Raw genomic sequence first — 20,766 nt, 5'->3', positions numbered from 1 at the left:
GGTGACGACGAGGTCCAGCCGGGCCAGCACGGACTGCAGCTGCGCGGGCGTCGCGCTCAGATGCCAGTCGTGCGTGTCCAGCCGGGTCTCCAGCTCCAGGCGGCCGCAGTCCTTCGCGGCCAGCCAGCGCGTCACCTCCTCGGCGACCTGACCGTGCCGCCGCAGCTGCCCGTACTCGTGCTGCCCGTGCGCGAGGATCACCCCGACGACGGGCCGCGCCGGTACGTCCGGGGCGCGGGCCGCGAGGTCCTCCACCGGCTCGCTGTCCGGCCCGTCCCGTGGCAGCACCCGGTGGAAGCCGGTCACGGCGGGACTGCCGGGGTCGATGACCGAGGTGCCCACGGCGATCCGCACGCAGTGCGCGAACCGCCGGTGCAGCTCCTCCACCTGCGGTCCGTGCAGCGGGCCGCACACGAACACCAGGTGGGTGTAGTCCTCCGGCCACAGCCGGTCCAGATGCAGCGCCTCCGGACGGAAGCGGGGACTCCAGGCGACGTCGTAGGGGATGCCCGTCCCCCGCATGACGTCCTCCACCCGGCGCAGGGCCAGCACGTCCCCGGCGGTCGCCTCCCTGTCCCGGAAGCTGAACCACCCGGTGAGCAGCACCCTGCGCGGTCGCTTGCCCTGTTGTGTGTGCACATGCCCTGAGTGCCCGCCCCTGGGGAAGACATTCAGGGCATTACGCACATTTACCGTGCGTCACTGGGCGTAGAAGATGGCGTCCGCCCGGTCGGTTGCGGTGCTCACCGCCTGCACGTTCAGCAAGTACTCCCAGTGGCGGACGTATCGCCCCGGGTAGTTGGACGACCCGTACGACACACCGGCCGGGTCCGCGAGTCCGGCGCGCTGCCGGAAGGTCGCATCGGACGCGAACTGGGTGCTGCCGTCGTTGTTCTCCAGCCATACCTCGAAGTTCCTGTGCCGCAGGTAGCAGCCGGGGAAGTTGGCCGACTCCAGGGAGACGGTCCCGCTGCCGGTGAGGCCCGGCACGACGCGGAACTGCGAGTCGGCGAGCTGGGTGACGCCGGCCTCGATCCGCGCCCGGTAGTCGTAGTGCCGCACGAACCGGTCCGGGAAGTTGTACGAGGAGAAGCGCTGCGGGGTGATGCCGTCGGCAACGGGAATGCCGAAGTTCGTGGTGCCGTCGGCCTTCCAGTAGACCTTCTGCACGCGGTGCGGCGGTTGGGGTCGTTGAGCGGTCACCGCTGATGTCCTTGTAGCTGCGGTCGTGGTAGACGAGGATGTCGCTCTTGCCGTCCTCGGAGACGGTGAAGGAGTTGTGGCCCGGGCCGTACTGACCGGTCGCGGCGCTGCTCGTGAAGACCGGGGTGGCGCTCTTGCTCCACGATGCCCGGCTGAGCAGGTTGGCGCTCGCGGAGGCGGTGAGCATGCCGGGGCAGCAGTTGGCGTCGGTGGCGCTCGCGGAGTACGTCAGGAACACCTTGCCGCCGTGCTGGATGACGGCCGGGCCCTCGTTGACCTTGCACCCGGCCGTCTCCCAGGAATAGGTGGGCCGCGACAGCAGCACCGGAGTGCCGGTGATCGTCCAGGGGTTGGCCGTTTTCGCGAGGTGGACGTCGGTGTTGTTGTTCACCGACGGGTCGCGCTGCGCCCAGGCCAGGTAGCGCACGCCGTTCACGGTGAACGTCGTCGCGTCCAGCGAGAAGCTCTCCCACTGGGTCTTGATCTGGCCGTTCTCGGTCCAGGTGGCGGTGAGCGGGTTGGCGCCCGTGCCCTCCGGGACGTACATCCGGATCGCCCACACGTCGTCGGTGGCGCCGGCCGCGAAGTACACATACCACCTGCCGTTGATGAAGTGGATCTCCGGCGCCTAGTGCCGCGGCAGGCAACGTTCGCCCCGTCGCGACGCCCGGCACGCTCCCCCAGGCTCTCGACTCCGCTCGAGCAGGGGGTACCCCCACTCGCCGCACCGGCCGAAACCCCGAGTACGTCCAGTACAAGGGCTTCCGGCCGGCACGCCGAGAGCACGCACCAAACGCCGCTCCTCAACGGGCAAACGTCGCCTGCCGCGGCACTAGATGTGGGCCCCCCTCACACCGCTGGCGTGCTTGGTCCAGATGGTCGTCTCGGGGGCCGTCTTCAGCCCTTGGACCGTGGTCGCCCGGCGCAGCACGATGCGGTCGGACTCGGGGACGGTCGCGGTGAAGTAGTAGTAGTCGTCGGTGTGTCTGAAGATGTGCGGGTCGGCCCGCTTCTCCGCGAACGGGTTGGTGTAGGTGGCGGCGGGGGAGTCGGGCACGGCGGCCTGCGCGGGCGCGCCCGCGCAGGCAGGTCGCGAGGGTGACGAGGACGGCCATGGGTCTCGAGGGAGTTCTCCGGGGGATCAGGTGGTGGGGACGAGGCGCCACTGCTGGCAGGTGTTGTTCAGCCAGGACCACTGCCGTACGTCGGTGCCGTCGGCGGTCCCGCAGTTCGCGACGTCGGCGACCTTGCCGGTGCTCTCGTTCACGATCCGGACGTAGTCCTCGCTCGCCGTGTACACGAGCCGGTAGCGCTGGCAGGCGTTGTTCAGCCAGGACCACTGCCGCAGGTCCGCGCCGTCGGCGGCGGAACACCCGGCGGTGTCCAGCACTTTGCCGGTGGCGGCGCTGACCAGGCGGCTGGTGTCGTCGCCGAGGTCCTCGACCTTCCACTTCTGGTGGGACCCGCCGTTGCAGGTCCACTGGGCGACGTTCGTGCCGTCGGCGGTGCCGCCGCCCGCCACATCCAGGCACTTGCCGCTGTTGCGGTTGACGAGGGTGTACGCGGTCGGGGTGGTGGCGGTCTCGCCGGACGGGCCGGGGAGCGTGGCGCCGAGGGGGACGGGGGTGCCGAAGTCGCGGGTGCCGTCGGCGTTCCAGGTGAACTTCTGGGCGCGGGTGGTGCGGGCGTTGCCGCAGCCGCCGTTCGCCGTGGAGTTGGCGTGGTAGACGATCCAGTTCTCGGTGCCGTCGGGCGAGGTGAAGAATCCGTTGTGCCCGGGGCCGTACACGCCGTTCGCGTCACTGCGCTGGAAGACCGGGGTCTGCTTCTTCGTCCAGGATGCCGGGGCGAGCGGGTCGGCGCCGGTGAGTTCCAGCAGCCCCAGCTTGTAGTCGGCCGTCTGGCACGAACTCGCGCTGTACGTCAGGAAGGTGCGGCCGTTCCGGTAGAGCGGCTCGGGCCCTTCGTTCACAGGGGACCCCGACCGCTCCCAGCTCAGCGTGGGGCTGGAGACGACGGTGAAGGTACTGCTCGCGAGGGTGTACGGGTTGATCATCGGCGCGATGACAAGGCTCTGCGCACCGCCGTTCACGAAGCCGCTGCCGACGAGATACAGCCTGCCGTTCGCCTGGAGCACGCTCGCGTCGATCAGCCAGCCGCCCGGCGTGAGGTTCGAGCCGGTCAGCGACCCCTTGTAGGTGTAGGGGCCCATCGGGTCGGAACCGGCGCTCTCCAGGACGTGGGTGCGCTGCGAGTCGCAGCAGGCCACGCCGCTTCGGCCCGCGGAGTAGTACAGGTACCAGCGGCCGTTCAGGAAGTGGATCTCCGGCGCCCAGATGTTGGTGTTGCGGGTCGAGGTGGTGTCCGACCACACCTGGACGCTGGGCGCGGTGGCGAGCCCGGCCAGGGTCGGCGATTTCCGCATCGCGAGAACGCCGGTGAAGGTCGTGGTGACCAGGTAGTAGTCACCGTCGTGGTACGTCAGCCAGGGGTCGGCGCCCTTGGCCGACTTGAGCGGGTTGGTGTATGGGCGTCCGTCCGCCGCGGATGCCGGCTGGACCGCCGTCACCAGGGCGAGGAGCAGGGTGAGCACACAGACGAGCAGGGGGCTGCGGCACCGGGCCGCAGGGGGAGTGCGAAGCATACGAGCGCCCCTGTCCGTGATTTCGAACGCAGTTCGTGGAATCGGCCATGAAGTCGGTCAGAAGATAAGTGGCGCTCCCACCCCCGTCAACGGTTCGCACAGGCTGGACAGGCCTCGACGCGCGGGGCCTTCCTTGCGGACCGGGGCCCGGCCGTAGGGTGGGCGTATGGCTCGTACGGCGGAGGAAGCACCCGTCGGGCTCGTGGTCCGGCCGTCGCTGCCCGCGCTCGTGCCCTCGATCGGTGTGATGGGTTACACCGAGGGGCGGTTCGCGCACTCCGCCGAGCTGGCCCTGCCGACGGGCGCGGCGCAACTGCTGGTGAACCTCGACATGGACGCCCTGTCCACGTCCCCACCGGGGGGTGCGGGCCGGCGTACCCGGGGCGCGGCCGTGCACGGTCCGTTCTCGGAGCCGGCCGTGATCGACCCGGCGCAGCAGCGGGCCGTCCTGTGGGTGGCGTTCCGTCCCGCGGGCGCCCACCCCTTCCTCACCGTCCCGGTCTCCGCCCTCCGCGACGAACTCGTGGACCTCGACGAACTGTGGGGCGCGGACGGTGCGGTGCTGCGCGAACGGCTGCTCGAAGCCGTGGCCGCACAAGGCCCGCGGGCCGGGCTGCGGGTGCTGGAGACGGCCCTGGCGGGGCGAGCGGAAGGCCCCTCGGAGCCCGACCCGGCAGTCCGTCTCGCCGCGGCCCTGCTCGATCGCGGCACACCCGTCGGCGAGGTCGCCGACCGGCTCGGCTGGACGACCGGGCGGCTGGCCCGCAGCTGCACCGAACACCTGGGGTTCACGCCCAAGCGGTACGCGCGGATCCGGCGCTTCCAGAGGCTGCTGCGCCGTGTCAACGCCGGGCACGGGCCGCCGGACTGGGCGGCTCTCGCCGCGGACTGCGGCTACCACGACCAGGCCCATCTGATTCACGAGTTCCGCGCCCTCGCCGGGATCACCCCGACCGCCTACGCGCCGCGCACGCCACACGAACGCAACCACGTACCGCTCGGCGGGTGACGGACTCACCCGGCCGGCGATTTTCTACAATCCACGCCGCCCGGGACCCGCGATCGTGAAGGCATGACGAACACACAACGCGAACCCGACGCGACCAGCGAACCGCACATCACCGGCCCCCCCGCCGTCACCCGCCTCTACGCCCGCCTCGTGGTCTCCGACGGAGCCCGGGCGATCGACTTCTACCGGGAAACCCTCGGCGCCGAGGAGACCGAGCGGTACACCGGCCCCGACGGCACGATCGTGCACGCGATGCTGCGCATCGGCGGCGCCGCGATCGCGGTCAAGGACGCCGACACCGGCGACCCGGCGCCGACGTCCCTCGGCGGCAGCCCCGTGATCATGGCGCTCGACGTGCCCGACGCCGACGCCGTGGCCGAGGCCATGGTGCGGGGCGGGGCGACGGTGGTGTACCCGGTCGCCGACCAGCACTACGGGCAGCGCGCGGGCCGACTCGCCGACCCGTTCGGCCATCTCTGGATGATCTCCCAGACCATCGAGGACCTGACGCCCGAGCAGATCCAGGAACGGACCACGGAACTGTTCACGTCCTGAAGCGCCGGAGGGGCATCGGTCAGTGCGCCCGTGCGGCCGGTTCCTCCTGCGTCGACGTGTCGGCAGCCTTGCCGCCCGGGTGCCGCAGGGCGCACAGGAAGCCGATGCCCAGGGCGATGGCCATGCCGTAGAACACCCACTGGTTGGCCTCGGCGAAGTCCACGCGGATCGCGGACATCGACTCCCGGGTCGCCTCGGCGGCCGCTCCGGTGCCGGTGGGCGGCTGGGACGCCGCTGCCCGTGATCGACTCGGTGACGTCGCGGGCCACGGTGCTCGCGTCCGCCCCGGACATGCCCCTGGACGTCAGGGTGCCCACCACCTTGTCCGTCGTCACGTGCGTCAGGATCGTGCCGTAGACGGCCAGGCCCACGCACGCCGCGTAGTTGCGCACGGTCCGGGTGATGCCGGTGGCCTCGCCGTGCGAGGCGCCGATGGACCGGTTGACGGCGCCTTCAGGAGCTCGCCGGCGTAGTAGCCCTCCAGTCCTGTCCATGTGCCGTCACCGTTCGGGCGGAACCGCGAGCGACGGCCCGCGCCGGTCAGCGGCCCGAGCGACATCAGCCCGGTGGCCGTCAGCCTCAGCGCGAAGGCGTGCGTCCCCCAGTACCACTGCCCCGTCAGCTCCAGCAGCGACGGGTCCACATCCCCCAGCGGCTTCCACGGTGCCGGGATGCGCGGCTCCGCCTCGGCGACGATACGGACCAGGTCGGCGGCGACAGAAAACAGCAGCGGTCCGGACGTGGAGTTGGCAAGGGCGATCGCCGCAACGTCGTCCTCGACGCTGATCATGAGGCACGCGAGGAAGCCGGGCAGCGAACCGGTGTGGCCGACGAGGCACCGTCCGTTCCGTCGCCGGATCTCCATACCCAGGCAGTAGGCGTAACCGCTCGCCACGTCCGCCGCCTCGTGGGGCGCGGCCGGTGTCCTCATCTCCCGCAGCGACTCGGCACTCAGCACCCGCTCGTCGCCGTTGACCAGGAAGACCACGAATCGCGCCAAGTCACCTGTCGTCGACCAGAGTTGACCGGCCGGAGCCATGCGCCCCAGATCCTCGGTGGGCTCGGGAAGCATCACATCGGCCCAGGGATGAACGGCCCAGCCGCCCGCATGGGGCACCCGTGGCCGCACGCTCGTGCGATGCAGCCCCAGGGGTTCGAGCACTTCACGCCGAAGAACGTCCTCCCAGGGAGCCCCGCGGAGCTTCTCGATGAGTGCCCCGAGCAGGGCGTAGCCCGGGTTCGAGTAGTGGAACCGTCGACCGGGCGAGGTCAGCAGGGGCCGCTCGCCCAGCACATCGGCGAGTTCGGGCCGCAGGGATCCAGGGCTCCGCTCCCACCACGGCCCCGGTGTCTCGGCCGCCAGCCCGCCTGTGTGCGCGAGGAGTTCGGCGACGGTCGCCTCCCCCACGCCGGTGCCCGGCAGATGCTTCTCCAGTGGATCCCCCAGATCCAGGGCGCCCTCGTCGCGCAGCCGCAGCACGAGAACGGCCGTGAAGGTCTTGGTGATCGAGCCGATCCGGTACTGCACGTTCTCGTCCGGCGCGTGCCCTTCCACCGAGGTCCGCGCCCCCGTCCACACCGTCGTCCCGTCCCGCACGACGGCCGCGACGAGCGACGGAGCCCGACCCTCGGCCTGTGCGACGGCGATGCGGTGCAGCAGAGCGCGACGTGTGCCGGGAAGCAGTTCTCCCTGAGATGTCGTCATGGACCCAGTCCACCTGGCCCGGCATCCCCCCGTCGAGCACATTCGAGCGAGGGCCTGCGAGGTCGGGTGTAGGTTCTCAGCCTCGATGTCATGTGATCGCCCGCGCCACCAGCGCCTCCGGCCCGTTCTCAATCGGATGACATGACTCCGGATTCTCAGTTGCGTGGCAGATCCTCTCGGCTGCGGTGCTTCCTCAGAGCGCGGTCGAGAGGCGCTCGCAGGGCGGGCGAGGTCAGTTCCAGGTCACGGTTGTCGCGCCCGTCGAGCATGTGGTCGAGCCAGCGTTCATACCAGGCCAGGAAGTCGGTGGCCGACGAGACGTTGGGGCCCCAGAAGCCGTCGGCGTTTCCGGTGACGACGCGACCGGCTAGAGCACCGGTGATGCCGACAAGCACCAGGTCGGTGCACCCTGCCTCGATGATGTGCAGGAAAAGGTCACCTCGGTGAGGCGGGTCGCCGGCGAACGTGAACCCCCGAGGGCGGCCAGGCTCGCCGCGGGGGTCCATCATGAACAGCCGACATGACTGCAACGGCAGTAGGCCGTAGAAGGGCGAGGCTCCGCCCCCGCCCAGTGTGGTCAGGAAGCTGCGGTAGGAATCGGGCAGTTCGATGTGATGGTCGGCCTCGAACTCGGCGACCTTCGCGTCCGGCAACGGGGGTTCGAGACGGAACCCGTGCTTCTCTTCGCCGAAGGAATGGCTTCGCATCGCGGCATAGGGCACCTTGGCCAGTTTGCGTCGGATGCGGGCGATTCGGGAGTCCATGCGAACTCTTCTCTCTGTCCTCCCGCAAACTACCTGCTCACTGGCATGGATGTCACCGCTGTGATCAGCTGCCCGTTAGCCAGTTGTGCCCGGTGTCGCGCGCTGGGATCCTCCCCAGATGACCAGCATGAGCACGGAACTTCGATCTGAGGCCGGATGGGACGGCCCCTACTATCGCGTCCGAGCCGATGGCTTCGAGGCTTTCTTCCTCCCGAACCCTGATGAGGTACTCGACGAGGTCTGCAACGTCGATGCTGAGGTTCGCCTCCCCGATGGCTCACGCTGGAGTGCGACGATCTTCACAGTCGCCGAGGTCAGCCGGTTGATGAAGAGCTGGGAGGAGACAGGAGAAGCGGCAGGTGGTCGGTGCTTCTGGTGCTCGGACGGGCTGATCGTTCGAGATCCTGGCATCCGGAAGATGGTGATGGTGATCGCCGAGCTGCTTGCGTCGGGAGAGTTCGAAGGGGCCTACCACCGTCTGGACGACTCGGTGTGAGCTCCGATGCTTCATGACTGTGCATCGCGCTGAAATGTCCGGATCGCCCTGAGCACCTTCCTCCCCAAAGGGGTGAGTGTCATCGGCCGTCCCCGTTCGGCTCTCACCAGCAGCGGTCCGCCGAGCTCTCGCTCGATCCGGTTGATCTGCGCGACAAGGGTGAACGTGTTGAGGCCGAGGCTACTCGCTGCGGCACCGAGGCTCGGGTAGGCGGATGCAGCCGCGAATCGGCTCAGGCGTTCACTGGCGCCCTGGCCGCCGAGTGCCGGCCGGAGGATACGTGGCGCTCGGCTGGCTTGGTCGATGGCCCAAAGTGCCTCGCTGTGGCTGGCTCCTCCGCGTGATCGCAGGGGGACGTTGTGGGCCTTCGCCCACCTGGCCATGTTTGCGGTGCTCATTCCTTTCTCCGTTGCGAGGTCGCTCAGGGTGCGGCGGCGGTGGACGTACTGCTCGATCAGCCAGTCCCGTTCGACCGTCCCGCGGCGCTTGTAGTCCTGCGGGCCTTCACGGAGCGGGACTTCATACTCATGTGCGAGAGCGGTCAGCACGCTGCGGGAGAAACCGGTGAGGGCGGCCATCTGGTTCAGGGATTGGTGTTCGTCCAGGTAGTGGCGGACGAAGGTCTCCTTCGGCACGTCCTGGCGGGCCTTGCGTCGGATCTGGCCCGTCGCCCTGGCGGCGGACTTCGTCGGCGTTGGCGCGGGGGCGGGGTGTTCGTCCAGGACGTGGCGGATTGCCTCGACGGTGGTGCCGAGGGCCTCAGCCGCGTACTGCACCGGGTTCTTGCGCTGGCGGACGAGGCGGTGCAGGCGGGGGACGTCGATGCGGGCGGGGTCGGGGCCGGGCAGATTCAGCCCGTCGAGCAGGGAGGTGGGAGGCTGCCAGATCACTGGCTCGTCGTCGATGTCCTGGGCGGTCAGGAAGTCCCGGGCCGCACGGTCCAGTCCCCGGCCAGCTCGGGTGTTTGTAGGACTGCGGCGCGGGCTGCCTCGGCCCTGAAGGGTGCTTCGTCGACCTTGCGGTAGCCGGGTGCGTCTTCGGTTGGCAGGCCGCTGATGCGTTGGAACAGCCGGCAGCGGATGATCTGCTCTCGTCGGCCTTGTCCGGGCGATGTGCCGGTGCGGCGGCAGATGCCCAGCCAGAGCTCGTGCGGCAGCAGGCTGCTGTAGTCGAGGCGGCGGCGACGCTGGTAGTCGATGGGGATGTCGTTGGAGTCGAGGTAGTCGGCCAGGCGGACCAGCGCGGTCGTCATGTCCGGCCATAGCGGCTGATCGTTCAGCAGTTGCAAGATCCGGGAGATCTCGATGCCGTCAGCGACTGCGCCGAGGTGCCGAGCCGCGTCCTCAAGGCTGGTCCGGCTGCCGACGATCAGGAGAGAGCTGGCCAGGACAGGCGCGAGAACACGAGGGTAGACCCCTTCCGACGGCGTGAGCCGTACTGCCCAAGACGGCCAGAACGTGCTGGGTATGCTCCGGGCTCGCCGAGCCAGCTCAGTGTCCGTGAGGTTCGGTCTGCTGGGCATGGCGGTAACCGTGCGGAAGCGAAGCTGGTCACTGGGCCGGAACGACGGGGCGAGCGCGGCCAGGTGCACCGCGTTGAGGACGGGGCTCAGGCCGCGGCCCCAGTTGTCGATGCTGGTGGCGCTGATCTGCCAGAGCTCCTCGCGCATCGCCTCCAGCAGTCCGCGCATCGCCTCCCCGGCCAGGTGGAGATCCCGGTGATCAAGGACTCGCAGCGCGGTGGTCACCGCGACTGCGGCGCTCGCGGCCCTTGGCGGAGCCATGTAGCCGGGCCGCTCCACGGCTCGGGATGCGAGTCGAGAGCCGGCGTCGGGCGTGAAGTGCTCGTCGGCGAGATCGACGGGCAGCAGGTTCTTGATGACGTCGGCAGGGAGGTCTGCCAGCACTCGCCCGCCGACTGCTCGGATGTCCGCGAGGGCGTCGTATGCCCGACTGCGGGCTGGCGGTGTAGGCACCGAAGGCGGCTGTCCCGGACTCGATGATCTCCAGCAGCCGGTCCTGGGCGGTCAGCGCCGGATGGCCTGCGGGCGGCCGAAGCGTTCTGGTCTTGGTGAGGTCGAAGCCGCAGCCACCGGAAAATGCTCTCGGGTGGTGGTCCCGCGGTTGCGTCCCGGGTGGCCGAAGAACTCCAGCATGGCCCGGTTGAGGTCCTTCATGCCGGTATTGCCGGTCAGGCCGACCCGGCAGACCGGCACCCGTTCGTTCCCCTGGGCCGTGAACTCTCCCTGCTCGGCGATCTCCCGGCGATGGAACTCCCGGGCGAACGCCAGCACCGAGGTGGTCTTGCCCAGCCCGGGAAAGGCATCGACCGCGACGGCGCCCTTGGCCTTGTCACCATCCTGCAGGTTGCTGTCGATGATGTCCCACAAGTCCTCGTGGAGCTCCGCCAGTTGCGGTGTCCTGAGTGGCCCGAGATTGGCGTGCCACTCACGCCTTCTGCGGTTGTACTCGGCTCGTGCCTGCGGGCTCAGGGCCTTGAGTTGGGCGCGTGTCAGTACGTCGGGTTGGGTGCGGCGCGGGCCGTCGGCGAACGCCTTGAAGTCCTCTTTCCGGGACAGCGCCAGGTTCGCCGGGCTGGGCAGGCTGGCCGTGCCGGTCACACGTCCTCCAGGGCGTCGGCGTAGAAGTCGTCCTCGCCGGCGAGGTCTTCCAGGTCGGCTTCGTCGTCATCGCCAAGCTCCGTCGGCTCCGGCTGCTCGGGCTCCGCCGTGGCCGCGTCCGCCCCAAGGGCCTTGCGTACGGACGGAAGAGTGATAACCGTCTCAGCCTCGGTTTCCGGCAGTTCGATCGGAGCCTGTTCACGGGAGAGCCGCAGAGCCATGCGCCGTTCGGCCAGCGTCGTTCCCAGCCCCAGGTTCCACCGTTCCACCAGGTCAGCAACGGCGAGCCGGTCGTCCGGGTAACGGTATTTCGAGGCGGCCAGCTTCCGGGCGAAGGCCAGGGCGTCCTCGCTCAACGGCATGTGCGCCGCTGGAGCATGCTCCCAGAGCAGGGTGTGCCAGCGGCGGCTCTCAGGATCCCGGAAGTAGATCCTGGTGATGTCGTCTGGGTCCACCTGGAACGGCCAACCGTTCTTGACCGGTCCGTCATACGGGCTCTTGACGTTTCGGTAAGCGTTGAGCGCGGGCCCGTTGTAGCGGCGGCGGTCGATCTCGACGCCGTAGTGCTGGATCGTGCGCCACCTGGTCTCAAGGAACTCGAAGGCGAGGTTCGGATCCCGCGGGGCCTCGATGTAGCCGGCCCTCGCCATGCCGTGCTCGAACATCTTCGCCGGGGACATCCTCATCCCAGGCAGGCCCGGGTCGAGGAGACCGGAGTGGGGCCGGCAGTGATAGACCACCGCGGTCCACTCACGGATGATCGCCTCCAACTCGTCCAGGAAGAAGAACGCGTCGTCCTCCGGCCTCTCGCCCCGGGAGTGGATATCGGGCCCCTTGTAGCCCGGCAGGGCCTGCAAGAGGTCCTCTCGTAGGGTCCGAAAGAACCGCTCGACCGGACCCTTGTCCCGGCCTGTCCGCAGCCGCGCAGGCCGGATCGAGATCCCCATCCGGCGGCAGACGCTGGTCAAGTGCTCCGAGACGTAAACCTTGCCGTGGTCAACCACCAGCGTCTCCGGGACCAGAGCCGGGGACGCGAGCCCCGGACCCTCGACCGCGTCGACGTCGACCAGCACCGTCCTGGGGATCCCATGCTCGGGCCAGACCGCATGTCTCGGCCAGTCCTTCCCCGCCGGCCGGGGCCGGAACGACTGGTAGAGCACCGCGCTGACGTCCACGGCCTTCGTCGACACCGGCGTGAGCCGGATCCCCGTGACGCAGCGGGTGTACCAGTCCATACCGATCGAGAGCTCGGCCTGGACCCATCGCAGCGTGAGCGGATCGAATGCGAACACGTCCAACCGGGTGGAGTCCATCAGCAGGTACTCACCCGGCCTGGTCGGCCGCAACTTGCCATAGGCGCCGTCCGGCCGGTCGGCGATGTCCCGGTTCCGCTTGGTGCTGAGCCGGAACAGCGGGTGCCGCCGCTCCAACTCCGTGAGCACCCGGTATGCCGTGGCTTGGCTGGGCTGCGGTATGACGTCCGGACCGAACCGCGCGATCAGCCGGGCCTGAGTCCGGTCGATGACCATCTTGCGTGATGGCTTCGACTCCCCGGTGTGCTCGACCATGACTTCCAGCGCGGTCTCCACCCAACGGTCATCGGCCCTGCCGAAGGGCCGTGCCTGGGAGCTTGTCCGCTGAACGAGGCCGGCCTCACCGTGTCGGCGGTAGTCGGCGACCCATCGTCGAACGGTGCGATCGGTGACCCCGAGTTCCGAGGCCTTCGCCGCATAGCGTGCATCCAGCGACAGCGTCGGCGTGTACGGAGCTCGCGGTTCGCCTTCACGCGCCAGTTCAGCGCTGCCGGACCGGTATCCCGTGAGAAGCTCCCGAACGTGCTCGGCACGCTCCAGGATCTGCCGTCTGTCGTCCTCGTCCAACTGCCCCAGCACCACCGAGGCGATCTCCTCAGCGTCGCCCGAAGACGGTCCCGGCCCATCGGGGATGAGGGTGGCCCGGTCGGAGAAGAGCAGTTCTCGCAAGGAGAGACGCAGGAGCCTGCCCTGACCGTCCTTGAGGACGACCTCGTTGCCGGCCGTGGTGGCAGCCATCTCGACCACCTCGACGGTCTCCCCGTCGTAGCGGAAGTGCGTACCGACGCCGACCCGCGCTCCCGCCCTGCTCACGCGGTCCTCCTCAGCACGTGCGCCGGACTGAACGGCCGGTCGAGATCCACCGTGAACTCGTGTGTCCACAACAAGTGATAGACCGCAGGCCGGACTTGCTCCTCCGAGCGCCCGGGCAAGCAGGCCACAGCGCGCTGCAAGGAGACCCCGTCGAGCTCAGCGCCACGGAGCTCGTCAACGAGCCCACGATCGAACAGCCAGTCTCTGCGGTAGCCCGACAAGAACCGGATGTTCTCCAGCTCAACCGCAGGTGGCTCGCTCCAGACCTCGTACTTCCACCCGCGAAGCTCCACCGCCTCACGGGTCCAGCCGAACGTGAGAGCCACCTCCGGCTTGGACCACCGGTGCAAAGGCTTCACATCCACGACCACGGGCCCCTCATCGGTGACCAGGAGATAGTCCGGAATGTGCTTGCGCGCAGCCCCGCCCACCTCGGCTTTGAGCAGAAATGGCTGGGCCACGATGCGCCGTACGGACGGGTCGAAATCAGCGAAGAGGAGCCTCGCCAGTTCGAGGCGCGACTCGTAGATGACGTGGTCACGCATTGTGGCGGACCAGTAGGTGCCCGAGTAGTGCCGCTGGCCCCTGTACCAGCGGAAGGTCCGCCAGGGTGCCGCCCCCGCAAGCCCGCCGATCGAGGACCCAGCCCACTCTCGGTTCTCAACCAGCCTGCCGCTCGCGCTCCGCAGGCTCACGGTGATCGACGCCACGCTCAGCTCTGCCGCCATGAGTCACCCCTGGTTCGTCGGCAGCCTCCGCGAGCGCTACGTTCGCATCCGCGCGAGACTCCCACGCCAGGCCTGGGGCAAGGTCACCCAAACGAGTGATGGCGGTGAACAGCGATTCTCAATCCCGTGTCAGTTCGGCCAGTCAGATGACATTGCGACTGAGAAAATGACACGGGATTTGAGAACCTACATCGGGGCTGTAGGTTCTCGCCGCCCGTGTCATCTGCCGGGCCTCTGAACTGCTGGTTTGGCGGGCTTCTCACGCCGTGTCATCTGCCGGATTCTCAGCTCCGTGTCATTTCCTCGCCGCTTCGGGCGGCTCCGCCGGGCGCGGCGAGTCTCTGACCTGCGCTGTCTCACGGGGATGTCATAAATGCCATCCAGATGACACGGCGGCTGAGAAAATGACACGAGTTTTGAGAACCTACAGGGGGCGGATCAGGTCTGCGCCATGTCCACGAACCGCGAGTAGTGGCCCTGGAAGGCGACGGTGATCGTCGCCGTCGGGCCGTTTCGGTGCTTGCCCACGATGATGTCCGCCTCGCCCGCGCGAGGTGACTCCTTCTCGTACGCGTCCTCGCGGTGCAGAAGGATCACCATGTCGGCATCCTGCTCGATGGAGCCCGACTCACGCAGGTCGGACACCATGGGCTTCTTGTCCGTGCGCTGCTCGGGACCACGGTTGAGCTGGGAGAGCGCGATCACCGGCACCTCCAGCTCCTTGGCCAGGAGCTTGAGGTTCCGCGACATGTCCGAGACCTCCTGCTGACGGCTCTCGGAGCGCTTGGAGCCCCCGGCCTGCATCAGCTGGAGATAGTCGATGATCACGAGCCTGATGTCGTTGCGCTGCTTCAGCCGACGGCACTTCGCGCGAATCTCCATCATCGACAGGTTCGGGGAGTCGTCGATGTAAAGCGGTGCCGACGACACTTCGGGCATCCGGCGCGCCAGACGCGTCCAGTCGTCGTCCGTCATGGTGCCGGACCGCATGTGGTGGAGGGCGACACGGGCCTCTGCGGACAGCAGACGCATCGCGATCTCGTTGCGTCCCATCTCCAGGGAGAAGATGACGCTCGGGAGGTTGTGCTTGATCGACGCGGCCCGGGCGAAGTCCAGGGCCAGCGTCGACTTACCCATGGCGGGACGGGCCGCGATGACGATCATCTGCCCGGGATGCAGGCCGTTGGTGAGCGAGTCGAAGTCGGTGAACCCAGTGGGCACGCCGGTCATCTCCCCGCTGCGCGAGCCGATGGCCTCGATCTCGTCGAGCGCGCCCTCCATGATGTCGCCGAGGGGCAAGTAGTCCTCGCTGGTGCGCTGTTCGGTGACCGCGTAGACCTCGGCCTGGGCGCGGTTGACGATCTCGTCCACGTCGTCGTCGGCCGCGTATCCCATCTGCGTGATGCGGGTTCCGGCCTCGACCAGGCGGCGCAGGACGGCCCGCTCGTGGACGATCTCCGCGTAGTACGCAGCGTTGGCCGCCGTGGGCACCGTCTGGACAAGGGTGTGCAGGTATGATGCCCCGCCGACCTTGTTGATCTCGCCGCGCTTGGTGAGCTCGGCCGCGATCGTGATGGGGTCGGCCGGCTCACCTTTGGCGTAGACATCGAGGACGGCCTGGTAGATCGTCTCGTGGGCCGGCTTGTAGAAGTCGTGGCCCTTGAGGATCTCGACGACGTCGGCGATGGCGTCCTTGGACAGGAGCATGCCGCCGAGGACGGACTGCTCGGCGTCGATGTCCTGCGGGGGCACCCGCTCGAAGGAGGGGGCAGATCCGCCGTCCCACGCCCCGCTGTCCCTGCCGCGCTCGTGCTGTTCGTCGCGGCCCCGGGCTCCGTCACCACGCCGTCGGGAGGCGGGCAGACGATCACTGGGCCCGCTGTCGGCCCACGGGTCGTCCAAGGGCTCGGAAATGCTCACCGAGCCACCTCCTCCCGTCCGCCGAAGCAGACCTAGCCGTGCCCCTCTGTTCTACGGCACGGCACTGACAAATAAGAGGCCCAACTCCGGTTGGCACGCGCCGGTTTTGTGGTGTTTTGAAAACCGGCGGACGGAGCGGGCGCCGGACTACCGTAGGCCCCTCGGCACCGTCAGCCAATCTGGTTATCCACAGGCCATGTGGACGACGGCCCAGATGCTGTGGAGAACTCCGCGAAACCTGTGCACGACCCGGTGGACAGGCCTGTGAACAAGCAACGACTCTCGCGAGAGGAACCGACTTGAGCTGCGCCTTTTCCGTCCACCGGCTGTGCAGAAGAAAAACTTTCCCAACCGGCCCAAGATCGCCTCACACCGGGTACAGCAGTGCGCACCCCAGGACAGTACGTAAGGGTTGCAAAAGCTTTGCATCTCTTACCTGTGGACGATTAGATTGGTGCACATGACACAGGCCCCCGCGCGCCGACCGGCCGGCCGGAGACAGCACGACCGCGAGATCGTCGCACTGGCCCTTCCGGCCTTCGGCGCCCTCGTCGCCGAGCCCCTCTTCCTCATGACCGACACCGCCATCGTCGGCCATCTGGGCACGGCCCAACTCGCCGGCCTCGGCATCGCCTCGGCCCTGCTGATGACCGCCGTGAGCGTCTTCGTCTTCCTCGCCTACGCCACAACAGCGGCGGTTGCGCGCCGCGTCGGAGCAGGCGACCTCCAGGCCGCCATCCGACAAGGCATGGACGGCATTTGGCTGGCACTGCTCCTCGGCGCCGCCGTCGTCGCAGTCGCATTGCCGACAGCACCCCACCTCGTGGACCTCATCGGCGCCTCGGATGCGGCGACCCCTTACGCGATCACGTATCTACGCATCTCCGTGCTCGGCATACCGGCCATGCTGGTCGTCCTAGCGGCGACCGGCGTCTTGCGCGGCCTACAGGACACCAGAACCCCGCTTTACGTCGCCATAGTCGGCTTCATCGCCAACGGCGCCCTCAACGCCGGGCTTGTCTACGGCGCCGACCTGGGGATCGTCGGTTCCGCGTGGGGCACGGTCATCGCCCAGTGCGGCATGGCCGCGGTCTACCTCGCGGTGGTTCTGCGAGGAGCGCGAAAGCACGATGCCTCGCTGTGCCCGGATGCCGCCGGGATCAGGGCGTCCGCCCAAGCCGGTGTGCCTCTGCTGGTCCGCACCCTCTCCTTGCGGGCGATCTTGATGATCGCCACGGCGGTCGCCGCTCGTCTTGGGGATGCCGACATCGCCGCTCACCAGATCATCCTCTCCTTGTGGAGCCTGCTGGCCTTCGCCCTCGACGCCATCGCCATAGCGGGGCAGGCCATCATCGGTCGCTACCTCGGAGCCGGTGATGCCCAGGGCGCCCGGGATGCATGCCGTCGCATGGTGGAGTGGGGCATCGCCGTGGGAGTCGTCCTGGGCGTACTGGTGGTCATCACCCGACCGGCCTTCCTGCCCTTGTTCACCAGTGACCCGACGGTCAAGGACGTGGCGCTCCCCGCTCTAATCATCGTCGCCCTGTCCCAACCGATCTCCGGCATCGTCTTCGTCCTGGACGGAGTCCTGATGGGCGCCGGTGACGGCCCTTACCTCGCCTGGGCGATGCTGCTCACCCTGGCGGTGTTCACGCCCGTGGCCTTGTTGGTCCCCGTACTGGGCGGCGGGCTCACTGCCCTCTGGGCCACGATGACGCTGATGATGACCGTGCGGATGCTGACCCTGTGGCTTCGCGCCCGATCTGGCCGCTGGATCGTGACGGGAGCGACCCGCTGACCGGCTCACATGAAACGCTGCCTGTTTCACGTGAAACACGGTGTGCTCCGCAGAAGGCGGTGTTTCACGTGAAACACGAACGCCGCTCGGTGTACAGCGTCCGACAGCCACGAAAGGGGCCGCACCCTTCAGGGTGCGGCCCCATCGTTACTGCTTCAGCAGGCGCGGCACTCAGGCCGCGACGACCTCGATGTTGACCTTGGCGGCAACCTCGGGGTGCAGACGCACGGACGTCTCGTGAGCGCCCAGCGTCTTGATCGGCGAGCCGAGCTCGATGCGGCGCTTGTCGACCTCGGGACCGCCGGAGGCCTTGATCGCGGAAGCGACGTCGGCCGGCGTGACGGAACCGAAGAGACGACCGGCGTCGCCGGAGCGAACGGCCAGACGGACCTTGACACCCTCGAGCTGGGCCTTCACAGCGTTGGCCTGCTCGATGGTCTGGATCTCGTGGATCTTGCGAGCACGACGGATCTGCTCGACGTCCTTCTCGCCACCCTTGGTCCAGCGGATAGCGAACTTCCGCGGGATCAGGTAGTTGCGAGCGTAACCGTCCTTGACGTCGACGACGTCGCCCGCGGCACCGAGGCCGGAGACCTCGTGGGTGAGGATGATCTTCATGAGTCGGTCACCCTTCCCTTATCGCGCGGTGGAGGTGTAGGGCAGCAGCGCCATCTCACGGCTGTTCTTCACAGCCGTGGCGACGTCACGCTGGTGCTGCGTGCAGTTGCCGGTCACGCGGCGGGCACGGATCTTGCCGCGGTCGGAAATGAACTTCCGCAGCATGTTCGTGTCCTTGTAGTCCACGTACGTGACCTTGTCCTTGCAGAATGCGCAGACCTTCTTCTTCGGCTTGCGCACAGGCGGCTTAGCCATGGTGTTTCTCCTGTGTGATCAAGAAGTGTGAGTGCGAACCCTCCCCTAGAAGGGGGGCTCGTCCGAGTAGCCGCCGCCACTGCCGCCGCCGGAGTTTCCACCCCAGCCGCCGCCACCGCCCTGGTTGCCACCGGCGGGAGCGCCGGTCGCCCACGGGTCGTCGGCGGGAGCGCCGCCGCCCTGCTGGCCGCCACCGGGGCCGCCGCCCCAGCCGCCGCCACCCTGGCCGGCACCGCCGCCGCCGTAGCCACCCTGGCCGCCCTGGCCACCGCGGCCGGTGGTCTTGGTGACCTTGGCCGTGGCATTACGCAGGCTGGCGCCGACTTCCTCGACGTCCAGCTCGTAGACCGTGCGCTTGACACCCTCACGGTCCTCGTAGGACCGCTGCTTCAGCCGGCCCTGCACGATGACGCGCATGCCTCGCTGGAGCGACTCGGCGACGTTCTCCGCCGCCTGACGCCAGACCGAGCAAGTCAGGAAGAGGCTCTCGCCGTCCTTCCACTCGTTCGTCTGGCGGTCGAAGGTGCGGGGGGTGGACGCGACACGGAACTTCGCGACCGCCGCACCGGAGGGGGTGAAGCGCAGCTCGGGGTCGTCGACAAGATTGCCGACGACCGTGATGACGGTCTCGCCTGCCATGGGGGAACCTCTCGGCGGGTTTGCTCTGGCTGCTTGCTACTCGAATCCCGGGATCAGCTGAGCTGGGAAGCTCAGTGGGTCTCGGGGCGGAGGACCTTGGTCCGGAGGACCGACTCGTTCAGGTTCATCTGGCGGTCGAGCTCCTTGACGACCCCAGGCTCGGCCTGCAGGTCGATGACCGAGTAGATGCCCTCGGGCTTCTTCTTGATCTCGTACGCGAGACGACGACGGCCCCAGGTGTCGACCTTCTCGACCTTTCCGCCGCCGTCACGGACGACGGAGAGGAAGTTCTCGATCAGCGGAGAGACAGCGCGCTCCTCGACCTCGGGGTCGAGGATGACCATCACCTCGTAGTGACGCATGTGTAACCCACCTCCTTTGGACTCAGCGGCCACGGTCGTTCCGTGGCAGGAGGGTTGTGATGCGTGGGCAACGGTATCGGCCACCACTGACAGTCGGGGTTTCTGGCGAGAAGCCCCTGCCATGACATGGGCAGACACCGGTGCGGACGGTACAGAGTACCCGCACAGCGGCTTGCGGTTGAAATCCGGCCGCCAGGGCAGCCAATCTGTACACATCGGGTGTGTATGGCGCTACGATGCGCCGACTTTCGCAGGAGGTGCCCTATGGCACAGGCATTGCGACCCAACACCGCCGGCGGCCTCTTCGCCACGGACGGCAAGCCCCATCCCCTCCAGGACGCGCTGCTCGCGGTGACCCTGGTGCTGGGACTCACGTCGTTCCTCACGGCGATCATCGACGAGGACCTGCATCTGCTCAGCTCCTGGGCCGGTCTCGTGGGCATCCTCACGGGTGCGTACGGCCAGTGGATCTCGGAGACGACCCGGGAGCGCTTCGGCCTGATCCTGGGGCTGGGCGCATCGGGCGTCGGGTTCTTCCTGGGCATGGCGCACGGCGGCCTCATCGGCTGACGCCTGCACACCCCCTCATCTGAACACCGGGTCACGCCCCGGCCGGCCTCGGGCCGGGGCGCAGGTCCCGTACGCCCAACCGGCGCGCTCCCACGGCGCAGTAGGCTTCGCGCGAGAGCCGGAGCCCCTGTACCCATGGGGACACACCAGCCCGAGGAGCGCCCCGAAATGAGCCTGACCCTGAGGACCATCAGTCGCGAGCAGCATCTGGCCTACATCCAGAGCCTGCCGTCGGCGAGCCACATGCAGGTCCCGGCCTGGGCTGACGTCAAGGCGGAGTGGCGCTCCGAGAACCTCGGCTGGTTCGACGACCGCACGGGCGAGATGGTCGGTGCCGGTCTGGTCCTCTACCGGCAGCTTCCCAAGATCAAGCGCTACCTCGCCTACCTGCCCGAGGGCCCGGTCATCAACTGGTTCGCGCCGAATCTGCAGGACTGGATCGAGCCGATGCTGGCGCATCTGAAGCAGCAGGGCGCCTTCTCCGTGAAGATGGGCCCGCCGGTGATCATCCGGCGCTGGGAGGCCCCCTCCATCAAGCAGGGCATCCAGAACCCGGACGTCAAGCGCCTGCGCGACATCGAGGCCGACCACATCGAGCCGCGCGCCTTCGAGGTCGCCGACAAGCTGCGCCGCATGGGCTGGCAGCAGGGCGAGGACGGCGGCGCCGGCTTCGGCGACGTCCAGCCCCGCTACGTGTATCAGGTACCGCTGGCGAACCGCTCCCTGGAAGAGGTCCACAAGAACTTCAACCAGC

20 protein-coding genes and 3 pseudogenes are annotated in these 20,766 nt (G+C 68.2%); 6 read left to right on the top strand and 17 right to left on the bottom strand.

The window, feature by feature from the left end; all coding sequences use genetic code 11:
* From ABZ281_RS06040 to ABZ281_RS06025, 4 genes and pseudogenes are all read right to left on the bottom strand, one after another.
* Positions 1–639: polysaccharide pyruvyl transferase family protein (locus tag ABZ281_RS06040; protein WP_356652555.1), on the bottom strand; the 639-nt coding region annotated here is incomplete at its 3' end.
* A 60-nt stretch (positions 640–699) separates the two neighbouring features.
* Positions 700–1,831, bottom strand: a pseudogene (locus ABZ281_RS06035) (family 43 glycosylhydrolase); the annotation flags it as partial.
* Positions 1,832–2,038: 207 nt separating this feature from the next.
* A pseudogene (locus tag ABZ281_RS06030) lies at positions 2,039–2,260 on the bottom strand (alpha-arabinofuranosidase); the annotation flags it as partial.
* Between the two features lie 84 nt (positions 2,261–2,344).
* The gene (locus ABZ281_RS06025; protein WP_356652553.1) at positions 2,345–3,847 is read right to left on the bottom strand and encodes a family 43 glycosylhydrolase; all 1,503 of its coding nucleotides are present in this window, start codon (positions 3,845–3,847) and stop codon (positions 2,345–2,347) included.
* A gap of 166 nt (positions 3,848–4,013) precedes the next feature.
* Between ABZ281_RS06025 and ABZ281_RS06020 the strand changes: the two genes are divergently transcribed.
* A complete protein-coding gene (locus tag ABZ281_RS06020; protein ID WP_356652551.1) occupies positions 4,014–4,856 on the top strand; it encodes an AraC family transcriptional regulator in 843 nt (280 codons plus the stop codon).
* A 63-nt stretch (positions 4,857–4,919) separates the two neighbouring features.
* Positions 4,920–5,411: a VOC family protein gene (locus tag ABZ281_RS06015; protein ID WP_356652549.1), complete on the top strand. Its 492-nt coding sequence runs from the start codon at positions 4,920–4,922 to the stop codon at positions 5,409–5,411.
* Positions 5,412–5,430: 19 nt separating this feature from the next.
* Here ABZ281_RS06015 and ABZ281_RS06010 read toward each other — a convergent pair.
* From ABZ281_RS06010 to ABZ281_RS06000, 3 genes and pseudogenes are all read right to left on the bottom strand, one after another.
* Positions 5,431–5,860: pseudogene (locus ABZ281_RS06010) on the bottom strand (MFS transporter); the annotation flags it as partial.
* On the bottom strand, positions 5,752–7,116 hold the full coding sequence (locus ABZ281_RS06005) for a serine hydrolase domain-containing protein (protein ID WP_356652547.1): 1,365 nt from the start codon (positions 7,114–7,116) through the stop codon (positions 5,752–5,754). The gene ABZ281_RS06005 and the pseudogene ABZ281_RS06010, both read right to left, overlap by 109 nt.
* Positions 7,117–7,271: 155 nt before the next feature.
* Positions 7,272–7,880, bottom strand: coding sequence for an SMI1/KNR4 family protein (locus ABZ281_RS06000; protein WP_356652545.1), 609 nt, complete (start codon positions 7,878–7,880; stop codon positions 7,272–7,274).
* A 118-nt stretch (positions 7,881–7,998) separates the two neighbouring features.
* Here ABZ281_RS06000 and ABZ281_RS05995 point away from each other — a divergent pair, with 118 nt between their 5' ends.
* A complete protein-coding gene (locus tag ABZ281_RS05995; RefSeq protein WP_356652543.1) occupies positions 7,999–8,376 on the top strand; it encodes a hypothetical protein in 378 nt (125 codons plus the stop codon).
* 11 nt (positions 8,377–8,387) lie between these two features.
* Here ABZ281_RS05995 and ABZ281_RS05990 read toward each other — a convergent pair whose 3' ends face one another.
* The 6 genes from ABZ281_RS05990 to dnaB all read right to left on the bottom strand — a co-directional run bounded on the left by ABZ281_RS05990 (position 8,388) and on the right by dnaB (position 15,770).
* Complete coding sequence (locus tag ABZ281_RS05990; protein WP_356652541.1) at positions 8,388–9,266, bottom strand: LysR family transcriptional regulator; 879 nt, start codon at positions 9,264–9,266, stop codon at positions 8,388–8,390.
* Positions 9,267–9,292: 26 nt separating this feature from the next.
* Complete coding sequence (locus tag ABZ281_RS05985) at positions 9,293–10,282, bottom strand: hypothetical protein (RefSeq protein ID WP_356652539.1); 990 nt, start codon at positions 10,280–10,282, stop codon at positions 9,293–9,295.
* A 120-nt stretch (positions 10,283–10,402) separates the two neighbouring features.
* Entirely contained in the window at positions 10,403–10,996 is a 594-nt protein-coding gene (locus ABZ281_RS05980; protein WP_356652537.1) for a hypothetical protein, read from the bottom strand.
* Positions 10,993–13,122: a helix-turn-helix domain-containing protein gene (locus ABZ281_RS05975; protein WP_356652536.1), complete on the bottom strand. Its 2,130-nt coding sequence runs from the start codon at positions 13,120–13,122 to the stop codon at positions 10,993–10,995. Before ABZ281_RS05975 ends, ABZ281_RS05980 begins: the two co-directional genes overlap by 4 nt.
* Entirely contained in the window at positions 13,119–13,850 is a 732-nt protein-coding gene (locus ABZ281_RS05970; RefSeq protein WP_356652534.1) for a TnsA-like heteromeric transposase endonuclease subunit, read from the bottom strand. The genes ABZ281_RS05975 and ABZ281_RS05970 overlap by 4 nt, the downstream gene beginning before the upstream one ends.
* A gap of 438 nt (positions 13,851–14,288) precedes the next feature.
* Positions 14,289–15,770 carry a replicative DNA helicase gene (dnaB, locus tag ABZ281_RS05965; RefSeq protein WP_298553546.1) on the bottom strand — a complete coding sequence of 494 codons (1,482 nt, stop codon included), beginning with the start codon at positions 15,768–15,770 and terminating at the stop codon, positions 14,289–14,291.
* Positions 15,771–16,230: 460 nt separating this feature from the next.
* Here dnaB and ABZ281_RS05960 point away from each other — a divergent pair, with 460 nt between their 5' ends.
* The gene (locus ABZ281_RS05960; RefSeq protein ID WP_356652532.1) at positions 16,231–17,568 is read left to right on the top strand and encodes an MATE family efflux transporter; all 1,338 of its coding nucleotides are present in this window, start codon (positions 16,231–16,233) and stop codon (positions 17,566–17,568) included.
* 171 nt (positions 17,569–17,739) lie between these two features.
* On the opposite strand, the gene rplI is transcribed toward ABZ281_RS05960, so the two are convergent.
* The 4 genes from rplI to rpsF all read right to left on the bottom strand — a co-directional run bounded on the left by rplI (position 17,740) and on the right by rpsF (position 19,442).
* On the bottom strand, positions 17,740–18,186 hold the full coding sequence (gene rplI, locus ABZ281_RS05955; RefSeq protein WP_030847101.1) for a 50S ribosomal protein L9: 447 nt from the start codon (positions 18,184–18,186) through the stop codon (positions 17,740–17,742).
* A gap of 18 nt (positions 18,187–18,204) precedes the next feature.
* Positions 18,205–18,441, bottom strand: a complete 237-nt coding sequence (rpsR, locus tag ABZ281_RS05950) for a 30S ribosomal protein S18 (protein ID WP_003949403.1) — start codon at positions 18,439–18,441, stop codon at positions 18,205–18,207.
* A 45-nt stretch (positions 18,442–18,486) separates the two neighbouring features.
* Positions 18,487–19,080, bottom strand: coding sequence for a single-stranded DNA-binding protein (locus ABZ281_RS05945; protein WP_356652529.1), 594 nt, complete (start codon positions 19,078–19,080; stop codon positions 18,487–18,489).
* A gap of 71 nt (positions 19,081–19,151) precedes the next feature.
* Positions 19,152–19,442, bottom strand: a complete 291-nt coding sequence (gene rpsF / locus ABZ281_RS05940) for a 30S ribosomal protein S6 (protein WP_356652527.1) — start codon at positions 19,440–19,442, stop codon at positions 19,152–19,154.
* A gap of 264 nt (positions 19,443–19,706) precedes the next feature.
* On the opposite strand from rpsF, the gene ABZ281_RS05935 reads away from it, so the two are divergent.
* Entirely contained in the window at positions 19,707–20,012 is a 306-nt protein-coding gene (locus ABZ281_RS05935; protein WP_248503134.1) for a hypothetical protein, read from the top strand.
* A gap of 168 nt (positions 20,013–20,180) precedes the next feature.
* Positions 20,181–20,766: peptidoglycan bridge formation glycyltransferase FemA/FemB family protein (locus ABZ281_RS05930; protein ID WP_356652524.1), on the top strand; the 586-nt coding region annotated here is incomplete at its 3' end.

Source organism: Streptomyces sp. NPDC006265, assembly GCF_040613555.1.
In the GTDB taxonomy this organism is placed as follows: Bacteria; Actinomycetota; Actinomycetes; order Streptomycetales; family Streptomycetaceae; genus Streptomyces.
The sequence above is the reverse complement of the archived record's forward strand: the minus strand, read 5'-3'. Positions and strand labels throughout refer to the sequence as shown.

Coding starts and splice junctions, on each gene's coding strand:
- ABZ281_RS06025 (WP_356652553.1), bottom strand. CDS start 3,847: ATGCTTCGCACTCCCCCTGCGGCCCGGTGCCGCAGCCCCCTGCTCGTC.
- ABZ281_RS06020 (WP_356652551.1), top strand. CDS start 4,014: ATGGCTCGTACGGCGGAGGAAGCACCCGTCGGGCTCGTGGTCCGGCCG.
- ABZ281_RS06015 (WP_356652549.1), top strand. CDS start 4,920: ATGACGAACACACAACGCGAACCCGACGCGACCAGCGAACCGCACATC.
- ABZ281_RS06005 (WP_356652547.1), bottom strand. CDS start 7,116: ATGACGACATCTCAGGGAGAACTGCTTCCCGGCACACGTCGCGCTCTG.
- ABZ281_RS06000 (WP_356652545.1), bottom strand. CDS start 7,880: ATGGACTCCCGAATCGCCCGCATCCGACGCAAACTGGCCAAGGTGCCC.
- ABZ281_RS05995 (WP_356652543.1), top strand. CDS start 7,999: ATGACCAGCATGAGCACGGAACTTCGATCTGAGGCCGGATGGGACGGC.
- ABZ281_RS05970 (WP_356652534.1), bottom strand. CDS start 13,850: ATGGCGGCAGAGCTGAGCGTGGCGTCGATCACCGTGAGCCTGCGGAGC.
- ABZ281_RS05960 (WP_356652532.1), top strand. CDS start 16,231: ATGACACAGGCCCCCGCGCGCCGACCGGCCGGCCGGAGACAGCACGAC.
- rplI (WP_030847101.1), bottom strand. CDS start 18,186: ATGAAGATCATCCTCACCCACGAGGTCTCCGGCCTCGGTGCCGCGGGC.
- rpsR (WP_003949403.1), bottom strand. CDS start 18,441: ATGGCTAAGCCGCCTGTGCGCAAGCCGAAGAAGAAGGTCTGCGCATTC.
- ABZ281_RS05945 (WP_356652529.1), bottom strand. CDS start 19,080: ATGGCAGGCGAGACCGTCATCACGGTCGTCGGCAATCTTGTCGACGAC.
- rpsF (WP_356652527.1), bottom strand. CDS start 19,442: ATGCGTCACTACGAGGTGATGGTCATCCTCGACCCCGAGGTCGAGGAG.
- ABZ281_RS05935 (WP_248503134.1), top strand. CDS start 19,707: ATGGCACAGGCATTGCGACCCAACACCGCCGGCGGCCTCTTCGCCACG.